The organism is Levilactobacillus hammesii DSM 16381 (assembly GCF_001434395.1).
Classification (GTDB): domain Bacteria; phylum Bacillota; class Bacilli; order Lactobacillales; family Lactobacillaceae; genus Levilactobacillus; species Levilactobacillus hammesii.
Genome location: NZ_AZFS01000060.1, coordinates 119,271 through 140,832, shown reverse-complemented (window position 1 = coordinate 140,832; position 21,562 = coordinate 119,271). Strand labels below are relative to the sequence as shown.

Genomic DNA, 21,562 nt, shown 5'->3' with positions numbered 1-21,562 from the left:
ATAACCGGATTATTACATCTTGGAGCCTTTACGACGGCGAACGATGAACTTGTTGCTCTTGTTCTTCTTAGAACGCGTCTTCTTACCAACAGTCTTCTTACCCCATGGAGAAAGAGGAGATGGTAAACCAACAGGTGCCTTACCTTCACCACCACCATGTGGGTGATCGTTAGGGTTCATAACTGAACCACGAACGTGAGGACGTTGACCAGCCCAACGAGTACGGCCGGCTTTACCAACGTTAACCAATTCATGTTCTTCGTTACCTACGGCACCGATGGTAGCACGGTTAACCTTCAATACCATCCGAACTTCACCAGATGATAAACGAACTAACACGTACTTGTCATCGTTAGCTTTACCTAACAATTGAGCTGAAGTACCAGCAGAACGGACCAATTGGCCACCCTTACCTGGCTTCAATTCGATGTTGTGAATAACAGTACCGAATGGAATGTTTGCTAATGGTAAAGTGTTACCGATCTTAATATCAGCTTCTGGACCAGATTGAACTTTGTCGCCAACCTTTAAGCCCTTAGGAGCAATGATGTAAGACTTGATACCGTCAGCGTAAACTAATAAGGCAATGTTAGCAGTCCGGTTAGGATCGTATTCGATAGCCTTAACAGTTGCTGGAACATCATCCTTAATACGCTTAAAGTCGATGATCCGGTATTGACGCTTGTTACCACCGCCACGATGACGGACAGTCATCTTACCAGCGTTGTTACGGCCGGCAGAGTGACTTTGTGAATCAAGCAATGACTTTTCAGGAGTCGTCTTAGTGATGACGTCTTTGTAAACCAAGCTCGTCATGTTACGACGACCATTGCTTGTTGGTTTGTATTTCTTAATCGCCACGTTATTTCCCTCCTATATCTGAGATTTTATTCTTCGTTGAATAACTTGATTTCTTTTGAGTCGGCAGATAAGCTGACAATTGCCTTACGACGCTTCTTAGTGTAGCCTTCGTAACGTCCTTGACGCTTCTTCTTACCCTTTAAGTTCATGATGTTGACCTTAACAACCTTAACGTCAAAGATGTCTTCAATGGCATGCTTGACTTGAGTCTTAGTTGCTCGTACATCAACGTCGAACGTGTAACGCTTGTCGTCCATAGTTGCCATTGAGGCTTCAGTAACAACTGGGCGTAAAATAATGTCACGTGCTTCCATTATGCGAGCACCTCCTCTACTTGAGAAAGAGCTGGTTGCGTGATCACTAACTTGTCAGCATCAGCAATGTCGAGGACATTCAAGCTCTTGGCAGGAATAACCTTAACGTTGGCTAAGTTGCGGGCTGCTAAAGCAGCAGTAACGTTGTCGTCTTCAAGGACAACTAACGTCTTAGTCGTGACATTCAAACCAGCAAGCACTGAAGCAAATTCTTTCGTCTTAGGTGCATCGAATGCTAAACCGTCAACTAAGACGAAGTTATCATCGAGAACCTTTTGAGAAAGAACAGACTTTAATGCTAAACGGCTAACCTTCTTAGGAAGGCGGTAACTGTAAGAGCGAGGGGTAGGGCCAAAGACCACACCACCACCAACCCATTGTGGTGAACGGATTGAACCTTGACGTGCCCGACCAGTACCCTTTTGACGCCATGGCTTCTTACCACCACCACGAACGGCACTCCGGTTCTTAACGGCGTGAGTTCCTTGGCGCATGGATGCCCGTTGCATCAGGATTGTGTCGAATACGACGTTTTCGTTAGGTTCAATACCGAAGATATCGGCATTCAAAGTAACGTCGCCGTTTTGGCTACCATCTTGTTTGTATAATGCTACGCTTGTCATTTAATTATCCTCCCTTCCTAATTATTTGTCAGAATGCTTTGGACGTGGTGGGCGAACAGCACTCTTAACTGTAACGAGTGACTTGTTGGCACCAGGCACATTGCCCTTAATCAACAGAACGTTGTTATCAACGTCGGCTTTAACGATCACAAGGTTTTGGATAGTAACTTGCTTGTTACCCATCCGACCTGGAAGCTTCATGCCAGGGAAAACCCGGTTGATGATAGCACCCAGAGAACCTGGACGACGGTGGTAACGAGAACCATGGGCCATAGGGCCACGGCTTTGACCATCTTTATGAATGTTACCTTGGTATCCATGACCTTTAGTGACACCAGTGACATCAACGATGTCTCCTGCTTGGAAGGTATCAACTTTAACTTCGTCTGCTACCTTGTAATCTCCCAGCTCAACATCTCTGAATTCACGAATGAAGCGCTTAGGAGTCGTGTTTGCTTTTGCTACATGACCTTGTTCGGGCTTGTTGCTGAGTACTTCACGCTTGTCTTGGTAACCAAGTTGAATGGCATCGTAACCGTCGTTTTCCATCGTCTTAACTTGCAACACTACGTTTGGGGTTGCTTCGACAACAGTAACGGGGATTAATTCGCCAGCATCAGTGAAGACTTGCGTCATCCCGACCTTTTTCCCTAAGATTCCTTTTGTGGTCATGAGTACACCTCCGATTATATTGTATTTATTTTGAAAAATTATAACTTGATTTCGATGTCAACACCACTAGGCAAGTCGAGCTTCATTAATGAGTCAACTGTCTTTGGCGTTGGGTTAACGATATCAATCAAACGCTTGTGCGTCCGCATTTCGAATTGTTCACGTGAGTCCTTAAACTTATGTGGTGAACGTAATACGGTGTAGATCGTCCGTTCAGTTGGTAATGGAATTGGACCAGAGATAGTGGCACCAGTTCTCTTAGCTGTTTCAACGATCTTGTCCGCTGATTGGTCGAGGATACGATGTTCGTACGCCTTTAACCGAATCCGAATTTTTTGTTTTGCCATTGTGTTCCCTCCTTCGTCTATTTTAAAAATAAGACTAACTCCGTGGAAATTCCCGCCACACCCTCATGGCAAAGCGGCCGGGTGTGTCGCAATCTCCCACATCATCGCTTAAACTTTTGAGCCTACCCCGGGGTGTCAAAAACACCGTCAGAATTTCAGCACTTGACTATCATACTAAATAAAACGCCGGCTGGCAAGGGTTTTACCACAATTAGTCGAATTTTTTTGTGAAATCGCTGACCAATTTGATACAAATCAACTCACCACAAATTATTTTATTTGAGTAAGTCGCCCTAAATCGTCACTTTCCTGACGCACGCTTAAACCACCCAAACAGTTAGCCGTTCAAAGGATTGGGCCATCACTCAGCTCACAATTACGCCGGCTTCTTCCTATTAAATAGGAGTCTTGCCAATCCCCAGCCCATGACACAAGTCACCACGTCCGCTGCCGGTTGTGCCCAAATCACACCATGGTAGCCCAGAAAGTGAGCGCCCAACACGATCAGGAGATAGAAAACGACCCCTTGCCGCGCAATGGACATAATAAAGGCGCCACTGGCTTTACCTGTGCTTTGAAACACAGTCGTATAGACTAGAATGGCCCCCACAAATGGCGTGGTTAGCAGAAAGGCACGTAACATGTACGTTCCTGCAGTAATGACAGCTGCCTTATGTAGAAATAGACCGATGATCTGAGGGGCAAAGAACATTAATACCGCCGCTAAGATCAGGGCATACCCCACTTCAACTAAGAGGTCAAAATGTAAGATCTTTTTGAAACGTTTCATGTTCTTGGCACCAAAGGTATAGCCAATCAAGGGCTGCGCACCAAAGGCAAAACCGACCATCACCAACATGATAATCATGTAGACCTTGAGCACAATCCCCATAGCGGCGACTCTCGTGGCCCCATAGTCAACTAGGTAGCGGTTCAGCACCGCCGTCCCGAACGCCTGCATCAGGTTGGTAATCGATCCAGGAATCCCAATAAACAGGACCTGACGAATGAGCTGACGATCAATTCGGCTCAATTTAAAGTCCACCGAGATGACCTGACAGTAGCGCTTCGTTAGGTAGACCAGGAGTAACGCGGAAATGGTGTAGCCAATGACTGTGGCGAGCGCCGCACCTGCCGCACCCAACTTCATTGTAAAAATCAGGAGTGGATCCAGCACAATGGTGATCACCGTTCCAATCATCGTCCCCACCATTGACTGCGTGGCAAAGCCCTCGGTTCGAATCAGATTTCCCGGAACAATCGACACGATAATCGGCATCGCGCCAACCGCCATGATGCGATAGAACTGTGCCGCATACGAATAGGTGGCGGTCGTCGCCCCTAGTAGGTACAGAATCGGCCGACTGAAGACCAGTAACCCCACTGTCGTCACTAACCCTAATCCCACTGCCCCATACAAACAGAAGCTGCTCACACGGCTCCCAGTGGCGTACGCCTTCTCTCCCAATAGTCGGGAGATCAGAGAACTACCACCCAGACCAAAGATATCCCCGATGGCGATCAAAAACGAGAAAAGTGGTGTACACAGCGCGACACCCGCAACCAAATTCGTATTCTGCGTCTGTGAAACGAAAAAAGTATCGGCCAGATTGTAAATCATGCTGGCCACCATGCTTAACACCACGGGCAACGCCAGTTTAAAATACGCACGTGGAATTGGTGCCCGCTCAAACAGTTCTTCCATAACTCACTCTCCATTCAATTCTGGACGCACGGAGATTATTATAACGCAAAACACCACGTTCTGTCAGTTGGTGTTTTAGGCGTCCTTGTTTCACCCCATTTCCATCACTCATAAACTGCCGACCTCATACCATAAAAAAACGCCCTACCACAATGGCAGGACGTTTCATTTTAGAGAACAACTAGACCCTAGTCTTCGACTGGAGTACCGCCATTCTTCTTGATAATATCAGCTTGAACACTCTTTGGCGTTGGTTCGTAGTGGTCAAACGTCATGGTAAAGGTACCACGACCTTGAGAAGCAGAACGTAACGTCGTTGCGTAACCGAACATTTCGGCTAACGGAACGAAGGAGTGAATCATTTGTGCGTTCCCACGAGCTTCCATACCATCAACCTTACCACGACGAGCGGTAACTTGGCCCATGATATCACCCATGTATTCTTCAGGAACCAAGATATCAACCTTCATGATTGGTTCAAGAATAACAGGACCGGCACTTTGGACGGCCTTACGTAAAGCCAAGGAAGCGGCAACCTTGAAGGCTGCTTCACTAGAATCGACTTCATGGTAACTACCATCGTATAACTTGGCCTTAACATCAACCAATGGGTAACCGGCTAACACACCGTTTGCCATGGCTTCTTGCAGACCTTGGTCAACTGAAGGGATAAATTCACGAGGAACAACCCCACCAACGATAGCGTCTTCGAATTCGTAACCCTTACCACGTTCGTTAGGGGTGAATTCGATCCAAACGTCACCATATTGACCTTTACCACCAGATTGACGAACAAACTTACCTTGGACCTTAGTTGGCTTCGTGAAGGCTTCACGGTAGGCAACTTGAGGTGCACCAATGTTAGCTTCAACCTTGAATTCACGCTTCATCCGGTCGATGATGATATCCAAGTGAAGTTCACCCATTCCGGCAATCAAAGTTTCACCAGTTTCAGGGTTAGTTTCAGCCTTGAAAGTAGGATCTTCTTCAGAAAGCTTTTGAAGAGCGTTGTTCATCTTATCTTGGTCAGCCTTCGTCTTAGGTTCAACGGCAACCTGGATCACAGGATCTGGGAAGTTCATTGATTCCAAGTGTAATGGATGATCAGGATCAGTCAAAGAGTCACCAGTCGTGGTGTTCTTCAAACCAATGGCACCGGCAATATCACCGGAGAACACTTCTGGAATTTCTTGACGGTGATTTGAATGCATTTGCAGCAAACGACCAACACGTTCACGCTTGTCCTTCGTTGAGTTAAGAACGTAAGAACCAGCTTCCAGAGTACCGGAGTAAACCCGGATGTAAGTTAAACGACCAACGAATGGGTCAGTGGCAACCTTGAAAGCCAAGGCAGCAAATGGATCGTCATCGTTAGCACGTAAAGTAACGGCTTCGTCAGTGTCAGGAACAGTGGCGTTGTAAGGCTTAACATCCAATGGAGATGGTAAGTAGTCCACAACGGCATCCATCAACATCTGAACACCCTTATCTTTGAAGGCAGAACCAGCAAAGACAGGGAACATGTCCAAACGTAAAGTGGCACGACGGATAGCAGCCTTTAATTCCTCTTTGGTGATTTCTTCACCTTCAAGGTACTTTTCCATGATTTCATCATCAACGTCAGCGACGCTTTCGATGATGCCTTCATGACGCTTCTTAGCTTCTTCAAGCATGTCGGCAGGAATGTCAACCGTGTCCCATGAGGAACCCAATTCATCCTTGTCGTAAACGTAGGCTTTCATTTCGATTAAGTCAACAACACCGGCGAAGTCATCTTCGGCACCAATAGCCATTTGCAAAGCAACGGCATTAGCTTGGAGACGTTCGTGGAGGGAGTTAACTGAGAAGTCGAAGTCGGCACCCAGCTTATCCATCTTGTTAACGAAAACGATACGAGGAACATCGAAGTCTGAGGCTTGACGCCAAACGGTTTCAGTCTGAGGTTCAACCCCGGCTTGACCATCTAAGACGGCAACGGCACCATCAAGGACCCGCAATGAACGTTCAACTTCAACAGTGAAGTCCACGTGTCCTGGGGTATCGATGATGTTGATCCGGTGGTGTTTCCATTCCGCGGTCGTAGCGGCGGAAGTAATCGTAATACCCCGTTCTTGTTCTTGTTCCATCCAGTCCATTTGTGAAGCCCCATCATGGGTTTCACCAATCTTATGGATTTTACCAGTATAATACAGGATACGCTCAGTAGTCGTCGTCTTACCGGCATCGATATGAGCCATGATACCAATGTTACGCGTCTTCTCAAGCGGAAATTCACGAGTATTAGCCATGATTAATGTGTAACTCCTCTCAATTTGATCATAGGTTGATTGTGCCAAAAGGTGGCTACTATCATCACACTGATTAAGTAGCCACCTCTCGATTAAAGGAATAAATCCCTTAAGCTAGAGACGAAAGTGTCATAAACACCTCGCTCCAACATTTTATCACACTGCTGGCAATGCAGTGTAATAGCTGCTTTCTACCAACGGTAATGTGCGAAGGCACGGTTAGCGTCAGCCATCCGGTGCGTATCTTCACGCTTCTTAACAGCTGCACCCGTGTTGTTGGCAGCGTCCATGATTTCACGTGCTAAACGTTCAACCATGGTGTGTTCGCCACGTAAACGGGAGTATTGAACCATCCAGCGAAGACCTAAAGTGGTCCGACGATCTGGACGAACTTCGATTGGAACTTGGTAGTTTGACCCACCGACACGCCGAGCCTTAACTTCCAAGACTGGCATAACGTTCTTCATTGCTTCTTCGAAGACTTCAACTGGATCGTTACCAGTTTCGTTCTTAATGATGTCGAAGGCACCATAAATGATTTTAGTAGAAGTACCACGTTTCCCATCCATCATCGTGTGGTTAATCAAACGAGTAACCAACTTTGAGTTGTAAATTGGATCAGGAAGGACTTCACGCTTTTGTACGTTTCCTTTTCTAGGCATTGTTAATATCCTCCTCGAATGTTGTTTCAGACTGCTTGACGGCAACCGTGCAAGTCAGTCTAATAGTTCGTCTTAGCCCTTAGGCTTCTTAGTCCCATACTTGGAACGACCTTGACGACGGTCAGTAACACCGGCAGTATCGAGCGCACCACGGATGATGTGGTAACGAACCCCAGGTAAATCCTTTACCCGGCCACCACGGATTAAGACAACACTATGTTCTTGAAGGTTATGACCGATACCAGGAATGTAAGCAGTCACTTCAATTAAGTTGGACAACCGCACACGTGCATATTTCCGTAAAGCTGAGTTAGGCTTCTTTGGTGTCATGGTACCGACACGAGTAGCAACCCCACGCTTTTGTGGAGCTGGATTCTTAACTTGAGCTTTTTTGAAACTGTTATACCCGTAGTTTAAAGCTGGGGCATCTGATTTAGAACTTTTAGATTTACGACCTTTACGCACCAATTGGTTGATAGTAGGCATCTAAATAGTCCTCCTTTCCTATTCTTGAGTTTAGTCCACACATCCAGGTGGTTCATTTTTCCTTAAAGAAAAAAGCCACTCAGACGCGGGTTCAATTGAAGTGTCCCTCCCGCCGTCAGTCAGCATGTCTGGTAATGAATACCCGAGACCTGTCTGCGAAAAGCACCTTTAATAGAATACCACGCCTGGAAATCCATGTCAATGAAGGTTTTGCTGTTTTCTGACAAACATTTCGCCAGTTTTCACGGAGTTAGTAGATAGAGGTGAAGCCTGTGTTCATGATTATTTTGTTCGTTTACGGCAGTTGTGGCGGGTCCCTGATTGGCGCCCTAGCCAGTCGGTACGCCACCGGGGAGTCTTATTGGTTCCCCGCATCGCACTGTGACACTTGCCAGATTTCCCTGGCCTATTGGCAATTGGTCCCCGTTCTGAGTTACCTGTTAGTGCGTGGCAAATGCCTGCGCTGTTCACACCCGATTCCTTGCAGCACATTCATCCTGGAAGTGGGTGCTGGTCTGGTGGCCACCTCCATCACCGACTTTGGGAGTGCCCGTGTGGTTCTGTGGTTGGGACTTTGGACTTTTGCGGCCCTGTGTGACGCTCAAACACAGACCTTTCCGGGATGGATCAGCTGGGGCGCTACGAGTCTTGCGCTCTGGCACCAGCCACCCACGGTCTGGGTGCTGACCAGTTTGTTCCTATTCATGACGCATCGTCTTTGGCGTCATTGGCAGCACCCCGCCATTGGCGACGGTGACGTCGATCTAATGGTGAGTTATGGCGTGCTCTTTGGCCCGTCCTCACTCGCAAAATGGTTATTCGTAGCCAGCCTGCTGGGACTCCTCGCCACCAGATCACGTGGCCGACTGGCGTTCCTTCCCCATCTAGTGGCCAGCGCCGTTGGCTGGTGGCTCTATTGAAAGACATGCTTTCCAAAACTGACAGCTGACGAAACGCGTTTCGTCAGGCAGAGTGCGCTGCCTCTAGCCGGCAATGTGCTTGCTGCTCGTACTGGTTCAGTACATCTGACTTGCTCTCGCCCTTCTATCCCGGATCTGGCGGCTTCCGAAACGCGTTTCGCAAGGCAGGGTCCGCTTAACAAAAATAAGGCCCCTAGCCGGTGATGTGCTTACTGCTCGTACCGGTTCAGTACATCTGACTGGCTCTCGCCCTTCTATCCTGGGCCTTGCGGCTTCCGAAACGCGTGTTGCTAGCCAGATTCTTCCGCTTAACAAAAATAAGGCTTCTAGCCGGCAATGTGCTTACTGCTCGTACTGGTTCAGTACATCTGACTGGCTCTCGCCCTTCTATCCTGGGCCTTGCGGCTTCCGAAACGCGTTCCGCAAGGCAGGTTCCTGTGCTTAACAAAAATAAGGTCCCTAGCCGGCATTGCCGACTAGAGACCTTATTCTCGTTAATGCTCAGAACCTAAGCGCCTTGCTACACGCTCTTACGCCTGTGAGTCCTCTTGCATTTGCTTTTCCAAATCGCTGATGGAGTAGACGCCTTCGGTTGACGAACCGCCAACTTCCTTGGGCTTGATCTGACGGTAATCTGGCATCCCAGTCCCGGCAGGAATGATCTTCCCAATAATAACGTTTTCCTTCAAACCAACTAATGGATCGTTCTTGCCACGGATAGCGGCATCGGTCAAGACACGCGTCGTTTCCTGGAAGGATGCGGCTGACAAGAAACTGTTCGTTTCCAGGGCAGCCTTAGTGATCCCCAAGATAACTGGACGGGCAGTGGCCGCGATCCCACCAGAGATTAACGTCTGGTAGTTAGCACGACGGAAGTCTTGGATATCCATCAAGGTACCAGGAAGCACATCGGTATCACCCGGATCCATGATCCGAACTTTACGTAGCATCTGGCGAACCATGATTTCAACGTGCTTATCACTGATCGCAACACCTTGCATCCGGTAAACACGTTGAACTTCACCTAAGATGTAAGTTTCAGTTGATAAGACATCCCGAACACGCAGCATTTCCTTAGGATCAACAGACCCATAGTTCAATGCTGACCCACGGTGAATGAAGTCCCCTTCACTAACCCGCATGCGGGCAGTGATTGGTAATTCATAACTCCGAGTATCGGCTTCACCCTTAATGGTGATCGTCTTCGTCCGTTCTGCTGGGTCTTCTTCGATTGATTCAACCGTCCCAGTAACTTCCGTAATCTCAGCTTTACCTTTAGGGTTCCGAGATTCAAACAATTCTTGAACACGAGGCAACCCTTGGGTAATATCTTCGTTACCAGCCACACCACCGGTATGGAAGTTCCGCATGGTCAACTGGGTACCTGGTTCACCGATAGATTGCGCGGCAACCGTACCAACAGCTTCCCCAACTTCAACTTCGTCACCAGTAGCCATGTTCCGACCATAACAATGTTCACAAACACCATGTTCAGTGTTGCAAGTGAAGGCGGAACGGATGGTAACTTCTTCAACACCAGCATCAACAATTTGTTGCGCCGTGTCTTCAACGATCATTTGGTTCTTAGGAACGATAACGTCCCCAGTCTTTGGATCGTAGACGGTCTTTTGGGTGTAACGCCCTAAGATCCGGTCGTACAGTGGTTCGATCATTTCGTTACCATCAGTGATAGCACGAATCTTCAAACCACGGTCGGTCCCACAATCCTTTTCCCGAATGATAACGTCTTGCGCAACATCGACCAGCCGCCGAGTCAGGTAACCTGAGTTGGCAGTCTTCAGGGCCGTATCGGTCATCCCTTTACGAGCACCATGGGTCGAAATAAACATTTCCATCACTGACAGACCTTCACGGAAGTTAGACGTGATAGGCAGCTCCATGATGTCACCACTAGGAGCGGCCATCAAGCCCCGCATACCGGCAAGCTGCGTAAAGTTAGAAATGTTCCCACGAGCACCAGAATCACTCATCATAAAGATAGGGTTCTGTTGATCGAAACTGTGAATCAAGGCGTTTTGAATGTCGTCCTTGGCATCGTTCCAGATCCCAATAACACGTTCGTAACGTTCGTGGTCGGTGATCAACCCACGACGGAATTGCTTGGTTACCGTAGCCACTTGTTTGTGAGCAGCGTCGATAATTTCTGGCTTTTCCTTCAGGTCGGTAACATCGACCATCCCCACCGTCAAACCAGACTTCGTGGATTCGTCGTAACCCAAATCCTTGATCCGGTCCAACAACTTAGAGGTTTCAGTAACCTTGTATTGTTGGTAAACGGCAGCGATAATGTCGGATAAGAAGCCCTTCTTGAAGGGTCCAATTAATTCAGCATTTTGCAGGTAATCATGAATGTCTTCACCCGGTGCCAAGAAGTACTTGTCAGGAATGGAGCCATTCAGGTTCGTGCTGGTTGGTTCGTTCAAATATGGGAATGACTTCGGCAGGATGTTGTTGAAGATCAACTTCCCAACAGTCGTTACCATAATCTTACCGCGTTCTTCATCGGTAAATGGCTTGTCAGGCATTGAGGAGACTTGCACCCCAACCCGAGTATGCCAGTGAACCAAACCGTTCCGGTAAGCCAAGACCGCTTCGTTAAGGTCGGTAAAGATCATACCTTCCCCTTCACGATTGGCTTCTTCCATGGTCAGGTAGTAGTTCCCGATAACCATATCTTGAGAAGGCGCAACCACTGGCTTACCACTGGCAGGAGCCAGAATATGGTGAGCAGCGAGCATCAGCAGACGTGCTTCAGCTTGTGCTTCGTCAGATAATGGCACGTGAATGGCCATTTGGTCCCCATCGAAATCGGCGTTGTAAGCTTCACAAGCCAATGGGTGAAGACGCATCGCCTTACCACTAACCAAGACCGGTTCGAACGCTTGAATACCTAAACGGTGAAGCGTAGGTGCCCGGTTCAACAGAACAGGATGTTCCTTGATAACATCTTCAAGAACATTGAAGACATCGTCATCTTCACGGTCGATTTGGCGCTTGGCATTCTTAATGTTAGAAGCTAAGCCCCGAGCAACCAATTCCTTCATGATAAATGGCCGGAATAATTCCAAAGCCATCGGAACTGGCAGACCCATTTGGTTAAACTTGAGGGAAGGACCAACGTCAATAACGGAACGACCAGAGTAGTCAACCCGCTTCCCTAACAAGTTTTGACGGAAACGTCCTTGCTTCCCTTTCAACATGTGTGAAAGAGACTTCAATGGACGGTTACCAGGACCAGCAACTGGACGGCCACGACGACCGTTATCGATCAACGCGTCAACGGCTTCTTGGAGCATCCGCTTTTCGTTTTGAACGATGATACCAGGTGCATTTAAGTCCAACAAACGCTTCAACCGGCTGTTCCGGTTGATTACCCGCCGGTACAAGTCGTTCAAGTCAGACGTTGCAAAACGTCCACCTTCAAGTTGTACCATTGGACGAAGATCAGGTGGGATTACCGGAATAGCATCCATAACCATCCATTCCGGACGGTTACCAGATGTCACGAAGGCTTCCAAGATGTCCAAACGACGAACGGCACGCGTCCGCTTTTGGCCAGTAGCTTCCTTCAATTCTTCCTTTAATTCCTTAACTTCTTTATCCAGGTCTACGGCCATCAACAACTTCTTGATGGCTTCGGCACCCATTTCAGCCTTAAAGGCCTTGCTACCGTATTCTACGAGCTTGTCACGGTAATCACGTTCGGAAAGGAGTTGTTTCTTTTCCAAAGGCGTGTTACCTGGATCTAAGACGACGTAAGATGCGAAGTAGATGATTTCTTCCAGGGCACGAGGGCTCATGTCGAGGACCAAGCCCATCCGACTTGGAATCCCCTTGAAGTACCAGATGTGGGTTACAGGAGCAGCCAATTCGATATGGCCCATCCGTTCACGACGAACCTTAGAACGGGTAACTTCAACACCACAACGGTCACAAACGACACCCTTGTAACGGATCCGCTTGTATTTCCCACAGGCACATTCCCAGTCCTTAGTAGGACCGAAAATCCGCTCGTCGAACAGCCCATCTTTTTCAGGCTTTAACGTCCGGTAGTTGATGGTTTCAGGCTTCTTGACTTCCCCGTAAGACCAGCTACGGATCTTATCAGGTGAAGCCAGCCCGATCTGCATGCTTTCGAACTTATTGACATCGACCAAAGAAGCGACCTCCCTTATTAATTAGTCTTGTGTGTTCGGTTGACTTTCATTTTTCGTAGTTTCTGGTGTGGTCTTGGCACTGTCGGCCTGAGCTTGCGCTTTGCGTTGCTCTTCTTGCTGTTGGGCATACTTGCTCAAAGCATCAACGTTCACAACATCATCGTCATCGTCATCCATATCACGGAGTTCGATTTCTTCGTTGTTCCCGTTTAAGACCTTCATGTCCAGCCCTAAGGATTGTAATTCCTTGACCAGAACACGGAATGATTCAGGGACACCAGGCTTTGGAATTGGATCGCCCTTAACGATGGCTTCGTAGGTCTTAACCCGACCAACCACGTCATCAGACTTGTACGTCAAGATTTCTTGCAACGTATAAGCGGCACCGTAAGCTTCCAAGGCCCAAACTTCCATTTCACCAAACCGCTGGCCACCAAATTGTGCTTTCCCACCAAGGGGTTGTTGGGTAACCAATGAGTAAGGTCCAATGGAACGGGCGTGCATCTTGTCGTCGACCATGTGGGCCAACTTCAGGTAGTTCATGACACCAACGGCAACCCGCTTATCAAACGGTTCACCAGTCCGACCATCGTATAAGACGGTCTTGGCATCGGCAGCCATCCCAGCTTCCTTCAAGGCATCCGCGATATCAGTATCTCGGGCACCATCGAAGACTGGCGTAGCCACGTGAATCCCTAACTTACGAGCAGCCATCCCTAAATGCAATTCGAGCACTTGCCCGATGTTCATCCGGGAAGGCACACCCATTGGACTCAGCATGATGTCGATTGGCGTACCATCTGGCATGTATGGCATGTCTTCTTGAGGGATAACAACGGAAACCGTCCCCTTGTTCCCATGACGACCAGACATCTTGTCACCAACTTGGATCTTCCGCTTTTGCGCGATGTAGACCCGAACCATCATGTTGACACCAGGTGATAATTCATCCCCGTTTTCACGAGTGAAGATCTTAACATCCTGGATAATCCCGCCACCACCATGTGGCACCTTAAGAGAAGTATCCCGAACTTCACGGGCCTTTTCACCAAAGATGGCATGGAGCAAACGTTCTTCAGCTGATAATTCAGTCACACCCTTAGGCGTTACCTTACCAACTAAGATGTCACCGTCTTGAACTTCGGCACCGACACGGATAATCCCGTCTTCGTCCAAGTTCTTCAAGGCATCTTCACCGACGTTAGGAATTTCACGCGTCATTTCTTCAGGTCCAAGCTTCGTGTCACGTGCTTCTGATTCGTATTCTTCAATATGAATCGACGTGTAAACATCATCGCGAACCAACCGTTCGTTGATCCCGATGGCATCTTCGAAGTTGTACCCTTGCCAAGTCATGAAGGCCACTAATGGGTTTTGCCCTAAAGCAAGTTCCCCATTTTCCATGGAAGGACCATCAGCCAAGATTTCGTCGTTGTCGACGTGATCGCCAACCTTAACGATTGGACGTTGGTTGTAGTTCTTACCACCGTTTGACCGGCGGAACTTCATCAACTTGTAAGTGTCTAACGCATCGTCGGCACGACGGACACGGATTTCACGTGCATCGACGTACTCAACCGTTCCTTCGTGTTGGCTAATTAAAGCAACCCCGGAGTCATGCGCAGCTTTGTATTCAATACCAGTTCCGACTAATGGTGCGTGAGGGTCCAGCAATGGCACAGCTTGCCGTTGCATGTTGGCACCCATCAAGGCACGGTTAGAGTCATCGTTTTCCAAGAAAGGAATACATGCAGTGGCCACGGCAACAACTTGCTTAGGCGAAACGTCCATGTAGTCAATCTTGTCAGCACTGGTTTCAATGTTATTATCTTCGTCACGGGCCATGATGGTATCCGTTGCGAATGAACCGTCATCGTTTAATGGCGTGTTGGCCTGGGCAACGACGTAGTTATCTTCTTCGTCGGCAGTCAGGTAATCGATCTTGTCGGTAACCATGTGCGTATCCCATGACACACGACGGTATGGCGTTTCAATGAACCCATACTTGTTAACGCGGGCATAACTGGAAAGACTGTTAATCAAACCAATGTTAGGACCTTCAGGCGTTTCAATTGGGCACATCCGACCGTAGTGGGTGTAGTGAACATCCCGGACTTCATATCCGGCACGGTCACGCGTCAAACCACCAGGTCCAAGGGCAGACAGACGACGCTTATGGGTTAATTCACCCAATGGGTTGGTCTGGTCCATGAATTGTGACAATTGAGAAGAACCGAAGAATTCCTTAATGGAAGCAACCACTGGCCGAATGTTGATCAATTGTTGTGGCGTTACGGTTGCGGCGTCTTGAATAGACATCCGTTCACGAACAACCCGTTCCATCCGGGATAACCCGATCCGGAATTGGTTTTGCAACAATTCACCAACGGAACGAATCCGCCGGTTACCCAAGTGGTCAATATCATCGGTGTTGCCAATCCCAATTTGCAGATCGAAGAAGTAGTTCATGGAAGCGATGATATCAGCTGGGCGAATATGCTTCAGCTTGATGTCAATGTTCCCATTCCCGATAACGGGCACTTCTTGTTCTGGGTCATCTGGTGATTGCACCTTGATGATTTGTAACTTCAATGGTTCCGTAACGACAGCTTCGTCGGAAGGTTGGAAAGTAACCATCTTGAAGTCATCTTGGTCCAAGAATGGGGCCAAGGTCTTCATGACGTCCTTATCAACAACCGTCCCCTTCTGCGCGATAACTTCCCCAGTATCTGGGTCAGCTAACGTTTCAGCTAAGGTTAAGCCGAGCAAACGGGTCTTCAGGCTAAGCTTCTTGTTGGTCTTGTAACGACCAACGGGTGCCATGTCGTAACGCTTAGGATCAAAGAACCGGGCCGTCAGCAAGCTCCGTGAAGAGTCCGCCGTCTTAGGTTCACCTGGACGTAGACGTTCGTAGATATCCTTTAAGGATTCTTCAACACGAGAGTCGTCGGTATTCTTATGAATATCCTTTTCCAACGTGTTCGATAGGCTTTCGTTATCGCCTAAGATATCTAAGATTTCATCGTCAGAACCGAAACCTAATGCCCGAACTAATTCGGTCATTGGGATCTTCCGTGTCCGGTCAATCCGAACGTAGGAAATGTTCTTAGCGTCGGTTTCGAATTCAAGCCAAGCACCCCGGTTAGGAATGACAGTGGCGCCGAAGACGGTCCGACCGTTCTTATCAGTATCTTCATTGAAGTAAACGCCTGGTGAGCGGACTAATTGAGAAACAATAACCCGTTCTGCCCCGTTAATGATAAAGGTCCCTTGGGCCGTCATTAATGGGAAGTCACCGAAGAAGACGTCTTGTGATTTGATTTCACCCGTTTCATGGTTGGTTAAGCGTAAGGTCACGTGCAGTGGTGCTGAGAAATTGGCATCGTGTTCCCGTGCTTCATCGACCGTATATTTGGGTTCCAGTAATTGATAATCAACAAACTCTAACGAAAGGTTTCCTTGAAAATCTTCGATTGGCATGATGTCGTCGAACATATCCCGTAAACCTTCATCGAGGAACCAGTTGTAGGAATTGGTTTGAATCTCGATTAAGTTAGGGAGATCAAGGACTTCCTTGATCCGCGAATAGCTACGGCGAGTACGGTGTTTCCCGTATTTCACTAAGTGTCCTGCCAAGTTGTTCACCTCTCCTATTTATTCTGTGAATTGGTCAAAAATCCAAATGTTACATTTTGATTACAATTGCATATTTTACCGGATTTTTGGCAAAAAAAATCCAAAAACAAACCCACAGTTTGCTTTTGGCTTCTTATAACGGACGCTACCGGACAATATATCGGTGCATCCAATTTCAGTTCACAGTTGCATACAAATGACATAGTACTAGCTTTCCGGGCAATTGTCAATAAAGAAGTTCTACTTCTTCGTGGCAACGCCAAACAAGATTAACCGGATCAACGCGACCGTCTGCTCATGCTGTGAGGCATCGCTCGGCCCCACGTGATGGAAGGTGTTAAACAGCGGACTCAAGCTGGTCAGATAGAAGGAAGCCGCATCCTGAGCCTTGACGCCATCCTGTAAGGCAACCACACCGGTCTCAAAGAAACTGGTCAGTGGCATCAGATAGTCTTGCATGAAGACCATCCCCAATTGACGCTTGTTCTCCGGTTTCAGGAACTTAAAGCTCCCGTGAATCACCGTAAATACATCACGTGGATGTAACGCGGTCAGAACCTCCGTCACAGCGGTTAAGGACTCGATGGGATCTGCATCTGGCTGAAGCTGGCTCACAACCCCTGTAATGCCCGTCTTGATCTCTTCCCCTACCGTCTTGATGACTTCCAGGAAGATGACCTCCTTATCGCTAAAATGATGATACAATGCCGGCTGCGTGATCCCCACCTGCTTGGCAATATCACGGGTCGAGGTTGCTTGATACCCTTGCGCCAAGAACTGCTCCCGCGCCGCCTTTAAAATGGCAGCGTGCGTATGGGTCAACTGTTCTTCTCTCTTCATGAGTGGGCCTTCTTCCTTTCTGTGGTGCTGTTATTTTGATCCGTCATATCTGGTTTAATTCGGAATTAAGTGTTTCGGCCCAGACTGCCCGTCAGATACCGTTTATGGCTCTGACCGATGATCCAACGCAACGTGTTCCGTTGACCAGCCTACGCAACCGCCTAATTCAGTTGACCTAATATAGCCTATTATCAGATTAAGTGTACCACAGTCATTTATCACCAGCTAGGTCAATGCCCTTAAATTACGGTTAAGCCCCTCTCTAAAACACAAAACAGCGGTGCTCCCGCCACCTTATTATGGAAGAAACACCGCTGCTATTCAAATGTTAGTCGTCATTAATGACTGGCAACCGCTGTCGGCTTCTTAGTACTGTCGGGTGTCTTCACATTAATCGTGATTTCACCACGTGTTGCCCCGATCGTCACCTGATCGTGAGCCTTCACTTCGCCGTTCAGCAAGGCCTCACTCAGCTTATCCTCAACCTGCGTTTGTAGTGCCCGCCGAATTGGCCGTGCCCCGTACTCAGGATCGAAGCCCGCCTTGGCAACGACTTCAATCGCTGCTGGCGTAATCTTAAGCTTGATGTTCTGTTCAGCGACCCGATCCACGATGTGCTTAGCCATGAGCTTCACAATTTCATGGAGTTCATCCTTCTTCAAGGAGTGGAAGATCACCGTTTCATCGATCCGGTTCAGGAACTCTGGCCGGAAGGATTGCTTCAAGGTCTCACGAATCGTTTGTGCCATAGCCCGGTAACTGTTAGCCAGGTCTTCGGCACCGAACCCAACGGTCTTTTCATCCCGCAGCTTCGTTGCCCCTAAGTTAGACGTCATGATCAAGATAGTATTTCTAAAGTCAACCTTACGTCCCTTAGAGTCTGTCAGGTAACCGTCATCTAATACCTGTAACAAGATGTTGAAGACATCCGGATGGGCCTTTTCAACTTCGTCAAACAGCACAACGGAGTATGGCTTTTGCCGAACCTTTTCGGTTAATTGGCCACCTTCATCGTAGCCCACGTAGCCGGGTGCCGAACCAATCAAACGACTGGTGGAGTACTTTTCCATGTACTCGCTCATGTCCACCCGGATCATGTTGTCTTCGGAGCCAAACATCGCTTCGGCCAACGCCTTCGCCAGTTCGGTCTTCCCAACCCCAGTTGGTCCGAGGAACATGAATGAGCCAATTGGCCGGTTAGGATCTTTCAACCCTGACCGTGCCCGCCGAATGGCCCGAGAAACGGCTGAAACGGCTTCAGACTGTCCAATCACCCGCTTGTGCAGGATCTTTTCAAGATTGACCAACCGATCGGCATCCGTCTGCTTCAGCTGCGTAACGGGAACACCCGTCCACTCAGCGACCACATCGGCCACGTCCTCACCCGTTACGTCAGTCGTATACTGGTGTTCTGGCGTTGCTGCAGCGGCGGCCTTAGCGGCACGAGCCTCTACCTTTTGACGTAAGGCCATTTCTTCCGTCCGCAACTTAGCGGCCAGCTCAAAGTCCTGTCGTTCAATAGCGGCTTCCTTCTTGGTCGAAAGATCATCCAAGGCCTTCGCTTGTTTGCTTGCCGGCGTTGGCTTATCCATCTGATCAATCCGAACCTTAGCGGCGGCTTCATCCATCAAGTCAATCGCCTTATCAGGCAAGAAACGATCACTGATGTAACGTGTCGACAGCTTAACGGCTTGATCCAAGGCATCATCCGTAATGTTTACGTGGTGGTGATCCTCGTAACGTGGACGCAAGCCCTTCAAGATCTCCAAAGCTTCCGTAGGCGTAGGCTCGTTAACCTGAACCGTGGCAAACCGCCGTTCCAGAGCAGCATCGGATTCGATGTACTTCTGGTATTCATCCAGTGTCGTTGCCCCAATGGTTTGGAGTTCTCCCCGTGCCAGGGCTGGTTTCAAGATGTTAGAGGCATCAATTGCCCCCTCAGCACCACCGGCACCAATCAGGGTGTGTAACTCATCAATGAATAAGATGACCTGACCATCGTTGTAAATTTCTTCAATAACTTTCTTCAAACGATCTTCAAATTCACCACGGTACTTGGTGCCAGCGACCAAGGACCCCATATCAAGCATCATTAACCGCTTGTTTTGCATGTCTTCCGGCACGTCACCGGCCACAATCCGTTGCGCCAAGCCTTCGGCAATCGCCGTCTTCCCGACACCAGGTTCCCCAATCAAGACTGGATTGTTCTTGGTGCGGCGACTGAGAATCTGAATGACCCGCTTAACTTCCTTCTCACGACCCACCGTTGGGTCCATCCGGCCTTCCTTAGCAGAGGCCGTTAAGTCCCGGGCTAAGGAGTCCAAAGTGGGGGTCCCACCTTGTGGCGCCCGCCGACTGCGGTTGTCGTTCCGTCGCTTAGGGGTATCGGTAATCCCCAGCTTACGTAAGACCACCTTGTGCGCATCCGTCAATTGGACGTTTAAGTTCTTCAAGATTCGTGAAGACAGAATGGTCTCATCACTCAGTAAGGCTAGTAACAAGTGTTCCGTCCCAATCTTGGTGGCGCCTAATCGCTTCGCCTCATCACCAGCCAAGGCCAACATGGCTTTTGCCTTGGGTGAGTATGGCAGGTAACTATCTTTATCGGTATTGGCCAACGTCCCGTAACCCGTGAAGCGTTCGATCTCTTCACGAACATCATCGTCGGTAACTGAGAACTGTTGTAAAACTTTGTTGGCAATGCCATTTTTTTCAATGGTGAGGGCCAATAGCAAGTGTTCTGTCCCCACTGCTTGGTGCTTAAAGTACTTTGCTTGTTCCTGTGCCAAGACGAGGACACTCTTAGCGCTCGGTGTAAATAAATTATCCATTGCAGCTCCTCACTTTCTTAACTCTCATAACGTAGGTGATTCAAAATAGAAATTAAAATCTGCGCCCGAATTTGCTCATCAGCCTGTCGATCTCCCGTATTAATGGCATCCTTATTAATAGCTGCGAGAATGATATTCGCTTCGCTACGGTTAATCGCCCCAGCTTCAAACAGGCTGCGGACAACCGCTAAACTATCGTGCCGTGAGATCTGATCGCCAACGGCTGTCACTAACGAATCAATGAAATCCAAGTTGTCGAGTAGTTTGACCTTCTCGATTCGGATATAACCGCCACCACCACGTTTGCTCTGAACCACGTAGCCGTCTTGAATCGTAAACCGCGTCTTAATCACGTAATTAATCTGAGATGGCACGACGTTAAACTGATTGGCTATTTCCGCTCTGCGGATCTCCACCTGCTGGGATTCAGCCAAAATCTGCTTCAGGTAAGATTCAATAATATCCGAAATATTTTGATTCTCCATTATCGTCCCCCCTTCAGTGCAGTGTTCTTGACTAATGTTGACTAATATTATACGAATTTCCAGTAAAATTGCAACGGATTAGACCGCTCAACCGAGAGAAGTTTTATTTTCTTAACAACCAACTAAGTTGTGACGCACCATCATCGTGGCCGCTCACCCAGCAGACTGTCTCTCCACAGGGCTGTCCACGGCCACATCTATAAAAGCGCTCCGGTAATCTATGGTAACAAAAAAACGGCCAGCTTCCAAACAATCTGTATGGAAACCGCCGTTGCTATCATTATATGTATTCGGGAATAAAAAAATCGGGAAGACAAGATTTGAACTTGCGACCCCCACGTCCCGAACGTGGTGCTCTACCAAGCTGAGCTACTTCCCGAGGAAAGCTCACTGACCCACTAATCTTGCCAGTCAAATCGGGAAGACAGGATTCGAACCTGCGACCCCCTGGTCCCAAACCAGGTGCTCTACCAAGCTGAGCTACTTCCCGAAAATTGCTTATAATTGCTTACAAGCAACAAAAATGCACCCAGTAGGAGTCGAACCTACAACCTTCTGATTCGTAGTCAGACACTCTATCCAATTGCGCTATGGGTGCATAATTATTATTAAGTTAAATGCCGAGGACCGGGATCGAACCGGTACGGTCATCACTGACCGCAGGATTTTAAGTCCTGTGCGTCTGCCAATTCCGCCACCCCGGCAAAAGGGCAA

The 21,562-nt window shown here is 48.4% G+C and carries 15 protein-coding genes and 4 tRNA genes; 1 reads left to right on the top strand and 18 read right to left on the bottom strand.

The features are described from left to right. Window positions 1-12 precede the first annotated feature (12 nt). The 9 genes from rplB to rpsL form a co-directional block, all read right to left on the bottom strand. Window positions 13-861, bottom strand: coding sequence for a 50S ribosomal protein L2 (rplB, locus tag FD28_RS08360; RefSeq protein WP_057734510.1), 849 nt, complete (start codon window positions 859-861; stop codon window positions 13-15). Between the two features lie 26 nt (window positions 862-887). After that, window positions 888-1,175, bottom strand: a complete 288-nt coding sequence (gene rplW / locus FD28_RS08355; RefSeq protein WP_020090145.1) for a 50S ribosomal protein L23 — start codon at window positions 1,173-1,175, stop codon at window positions 888-890. Beyond that, the gene (rplD, locus tag FD28_RS08350; RefSeq protein ID WP_057734508.1) at window positions 1,175-1,798 is read right to left on the bottom strand and encodes a 50S ribosomal protein L4; all 624 of its coding nucleotides are present in this window, start codon (window positions 1,796-1,798) and stop codon (window positions 1,175-1,177) included. Before rplD ends, rplW begins: the two co-directional genes overlap by 1 nt. Before the next feature lie 21 nt (window positions 1,799-1,819). Beyond that, the gene (gene rplC, locus FD28_RS08345; protein WP_057734506.1) at window positions 1,820-2,470 is read right to left on the bottom strand and encodes a 50S ribosomal protein L3; all 651 of its coding nucleotides are present in this window, start codon (window positions 2,468-2,470) and stop codon (window positions 1,820-1,822) included. A 38-nt stretch (window positions 2,471-2,508) separates the two neighbouring features. Then, window positions 2,509-2,817 (bottom strand): 30S ribosomal protein S10, encoded by a 309-nt coding sequence (gene rpsJ / locus FD28_RS08340; protein WP_003638059.1) that lies wholly within the window; start codon window positions 2,815-2,817, stop codon window positions 2,509-2,511. A gap of 376 nt (window positions 2,818-3,193) precedes the next feature. Beyond that, a complete protein-coding gene (locus tag FD28_RS08335; protein WP_057734504.1) occupies window positions 3,194-4,522 on the bottom strand; it encodes an MATE family efflux transporter in 1,329 nt (442 codons plus the stop codon). 188 nt (window positions 4,523-4,710) lie between these two features. Then, window positions 4,711-6,810 carry an elongation factor G gene (gene fusA / locus FD28_RS08330; RefSeq protein ID WP_057734502.1) on the bottom strand — a complete coding sequence of 700 codons (2,100 nt, stop codon included), beginning with the start codon at window positions 6,808-6,810 and terminating at the stop codon, window positions 4,711-4,713. Between the two features lie 191 nt (window positions 6,811-7,001). After that, the gene (gene rpsG, locus FD28_RS08325) at window positions 7,002-7,472 is read right to left on the bottom strand and encodes a 30S ribosomal protein S7 (RefSeq protein ID WP_020090150.1); all 471 of its coding nucleotides are present in this window, start codon (window positions 7,470-7,472) and stop codon (window positions 7,002-7,004) included. A 72-nt stretch (window positions 7,473-7,544) separates the two neighbouring features. Continuing rightward, window positions 7,545-7,958: a 30S ribosomal protein S12 gene (gene rpsL / locus FD28_RS08320; protein ID WP_011668504.1), complete on the bottom strand. Its 414-nt coding sequence runs from the start codon at window positions 7,956-7,958 to the stop codon at window positions 7,545-7,547. A 278-nt stretch (window positions 7,959-8,236) separates the two neighbouring features. On the opposite strand from rpsL, the gene FD28_RS08315 reads away from it, so the two are divergent. Beyond that, entirely contained in the window at window positions 8,237-8,878 is a 642-nt protein-coding gene (locus FD28_RS08315) for a prepilin peptidase (protein WP_057734664.1), read from the top strand. A 530-nt stretch (window positions 8,879-9,408) separates the two neighbouring features. Here FD28_RS08315 and rpoC read toward each other — a convergent pair. The 9 genes from rpoC to FD28_RS08270 all read right to left on the bottom strand — a co-directional run bounded on the left by rpoC (window position 9,409) and on the right by FD28_RS08270 (window position 21,552). Next, complete coding sequence (gene rpoC / locus FD28_RS08310; protein ID WP_057734489.1) at window positions 9,409-13,056, bottom strand: DNA-directed RNA polymerase subunit beta'; 3,648 nt, start codon at window positions 13,054-13,056, stop codon at window positions 9,409-9,411. Between the two features lie 21 nt (window positions 13,057-13,077). Continuing rightward, window positions 13,078-16,692 carry a DNA-directed RNA polymerase subunit beta gene (gene rpoB / locus FD28_RS08305; protein WP_057734479.1) on the bottom strand — a complete coding sequence of 1,205 codons (3,615 nt, stop codon included), beginning with the start codon at window positions 16,690-16,692 and terminating at the stop codon, window positions 13,078-13,080. Between the two features lie 240 nt (window positions 16,693-16,932). Beyond that, window positions 16,933-17,532 (bottom strand): TetR/AcrR family transcriptional regulator, encoded by a 600-nt coding sequence (locus tag FD28_RS08300; RefSeq protein WP_057734477.1) that lies wholly within the window; start codon window positions 17,530-17,532, stop codon window positions 16,933-16,935. A gap of 338 nt (window positions 17,533-17,870) precedes the next feature. Then, entirely contained in the window at window positions 17,871-20,363 is a 2,493-nt protein-coding gene (locus FD28_RS08295; RefSeq protein ID WP_057734475.1) for an ATP-dependent Clp protease ATP-binding subunit, read from the bottom strand. A 17-nt stretch (window positions 20,364-20,380) separates the two neighbouring features. Continuing rightward, window positions 20,381-20,848 carry a CtsR family transcriptional regulator gene (locus FD28_RS08290; protein WP_057734473.1) on the bottom strand — a complete coding sequence of 156 codons (468 nt, stop codon included), beginning with the start codon at window positions 20,846-20,848 and terminating at the stop codon, window positions 20,381-20,383. Window positions 20,849-21,153: 305 nt separating this feature from the next. Beyond that, window positions 21,154-21,227 (bottom strand) — tRNA-Pro (locus tag FD28_RS08285). Between the two features lie 37 nt (window positions 21,228-21,264). After that, window positions 21,265-21,338, bottom strand: a tRNA-Pro gene (locus FD28_RS08280). A gap of 34 nt (window positions 21,339-21,372) precedes the next feature. Then, window positions 21,373-21,446 (bottom strand) — tRNA-Arg (locus FD28_RS08275). Between the two features lie 20 nt (window positions 21,447-21,466). Then, window positions 21,467-21,552: transfer RNA gene (locus tag FD28_RS08270), tRNA-Leu, on the bottom strand. Window positions 21,553-21,562 lie beyond the last annotated feature (10 nt).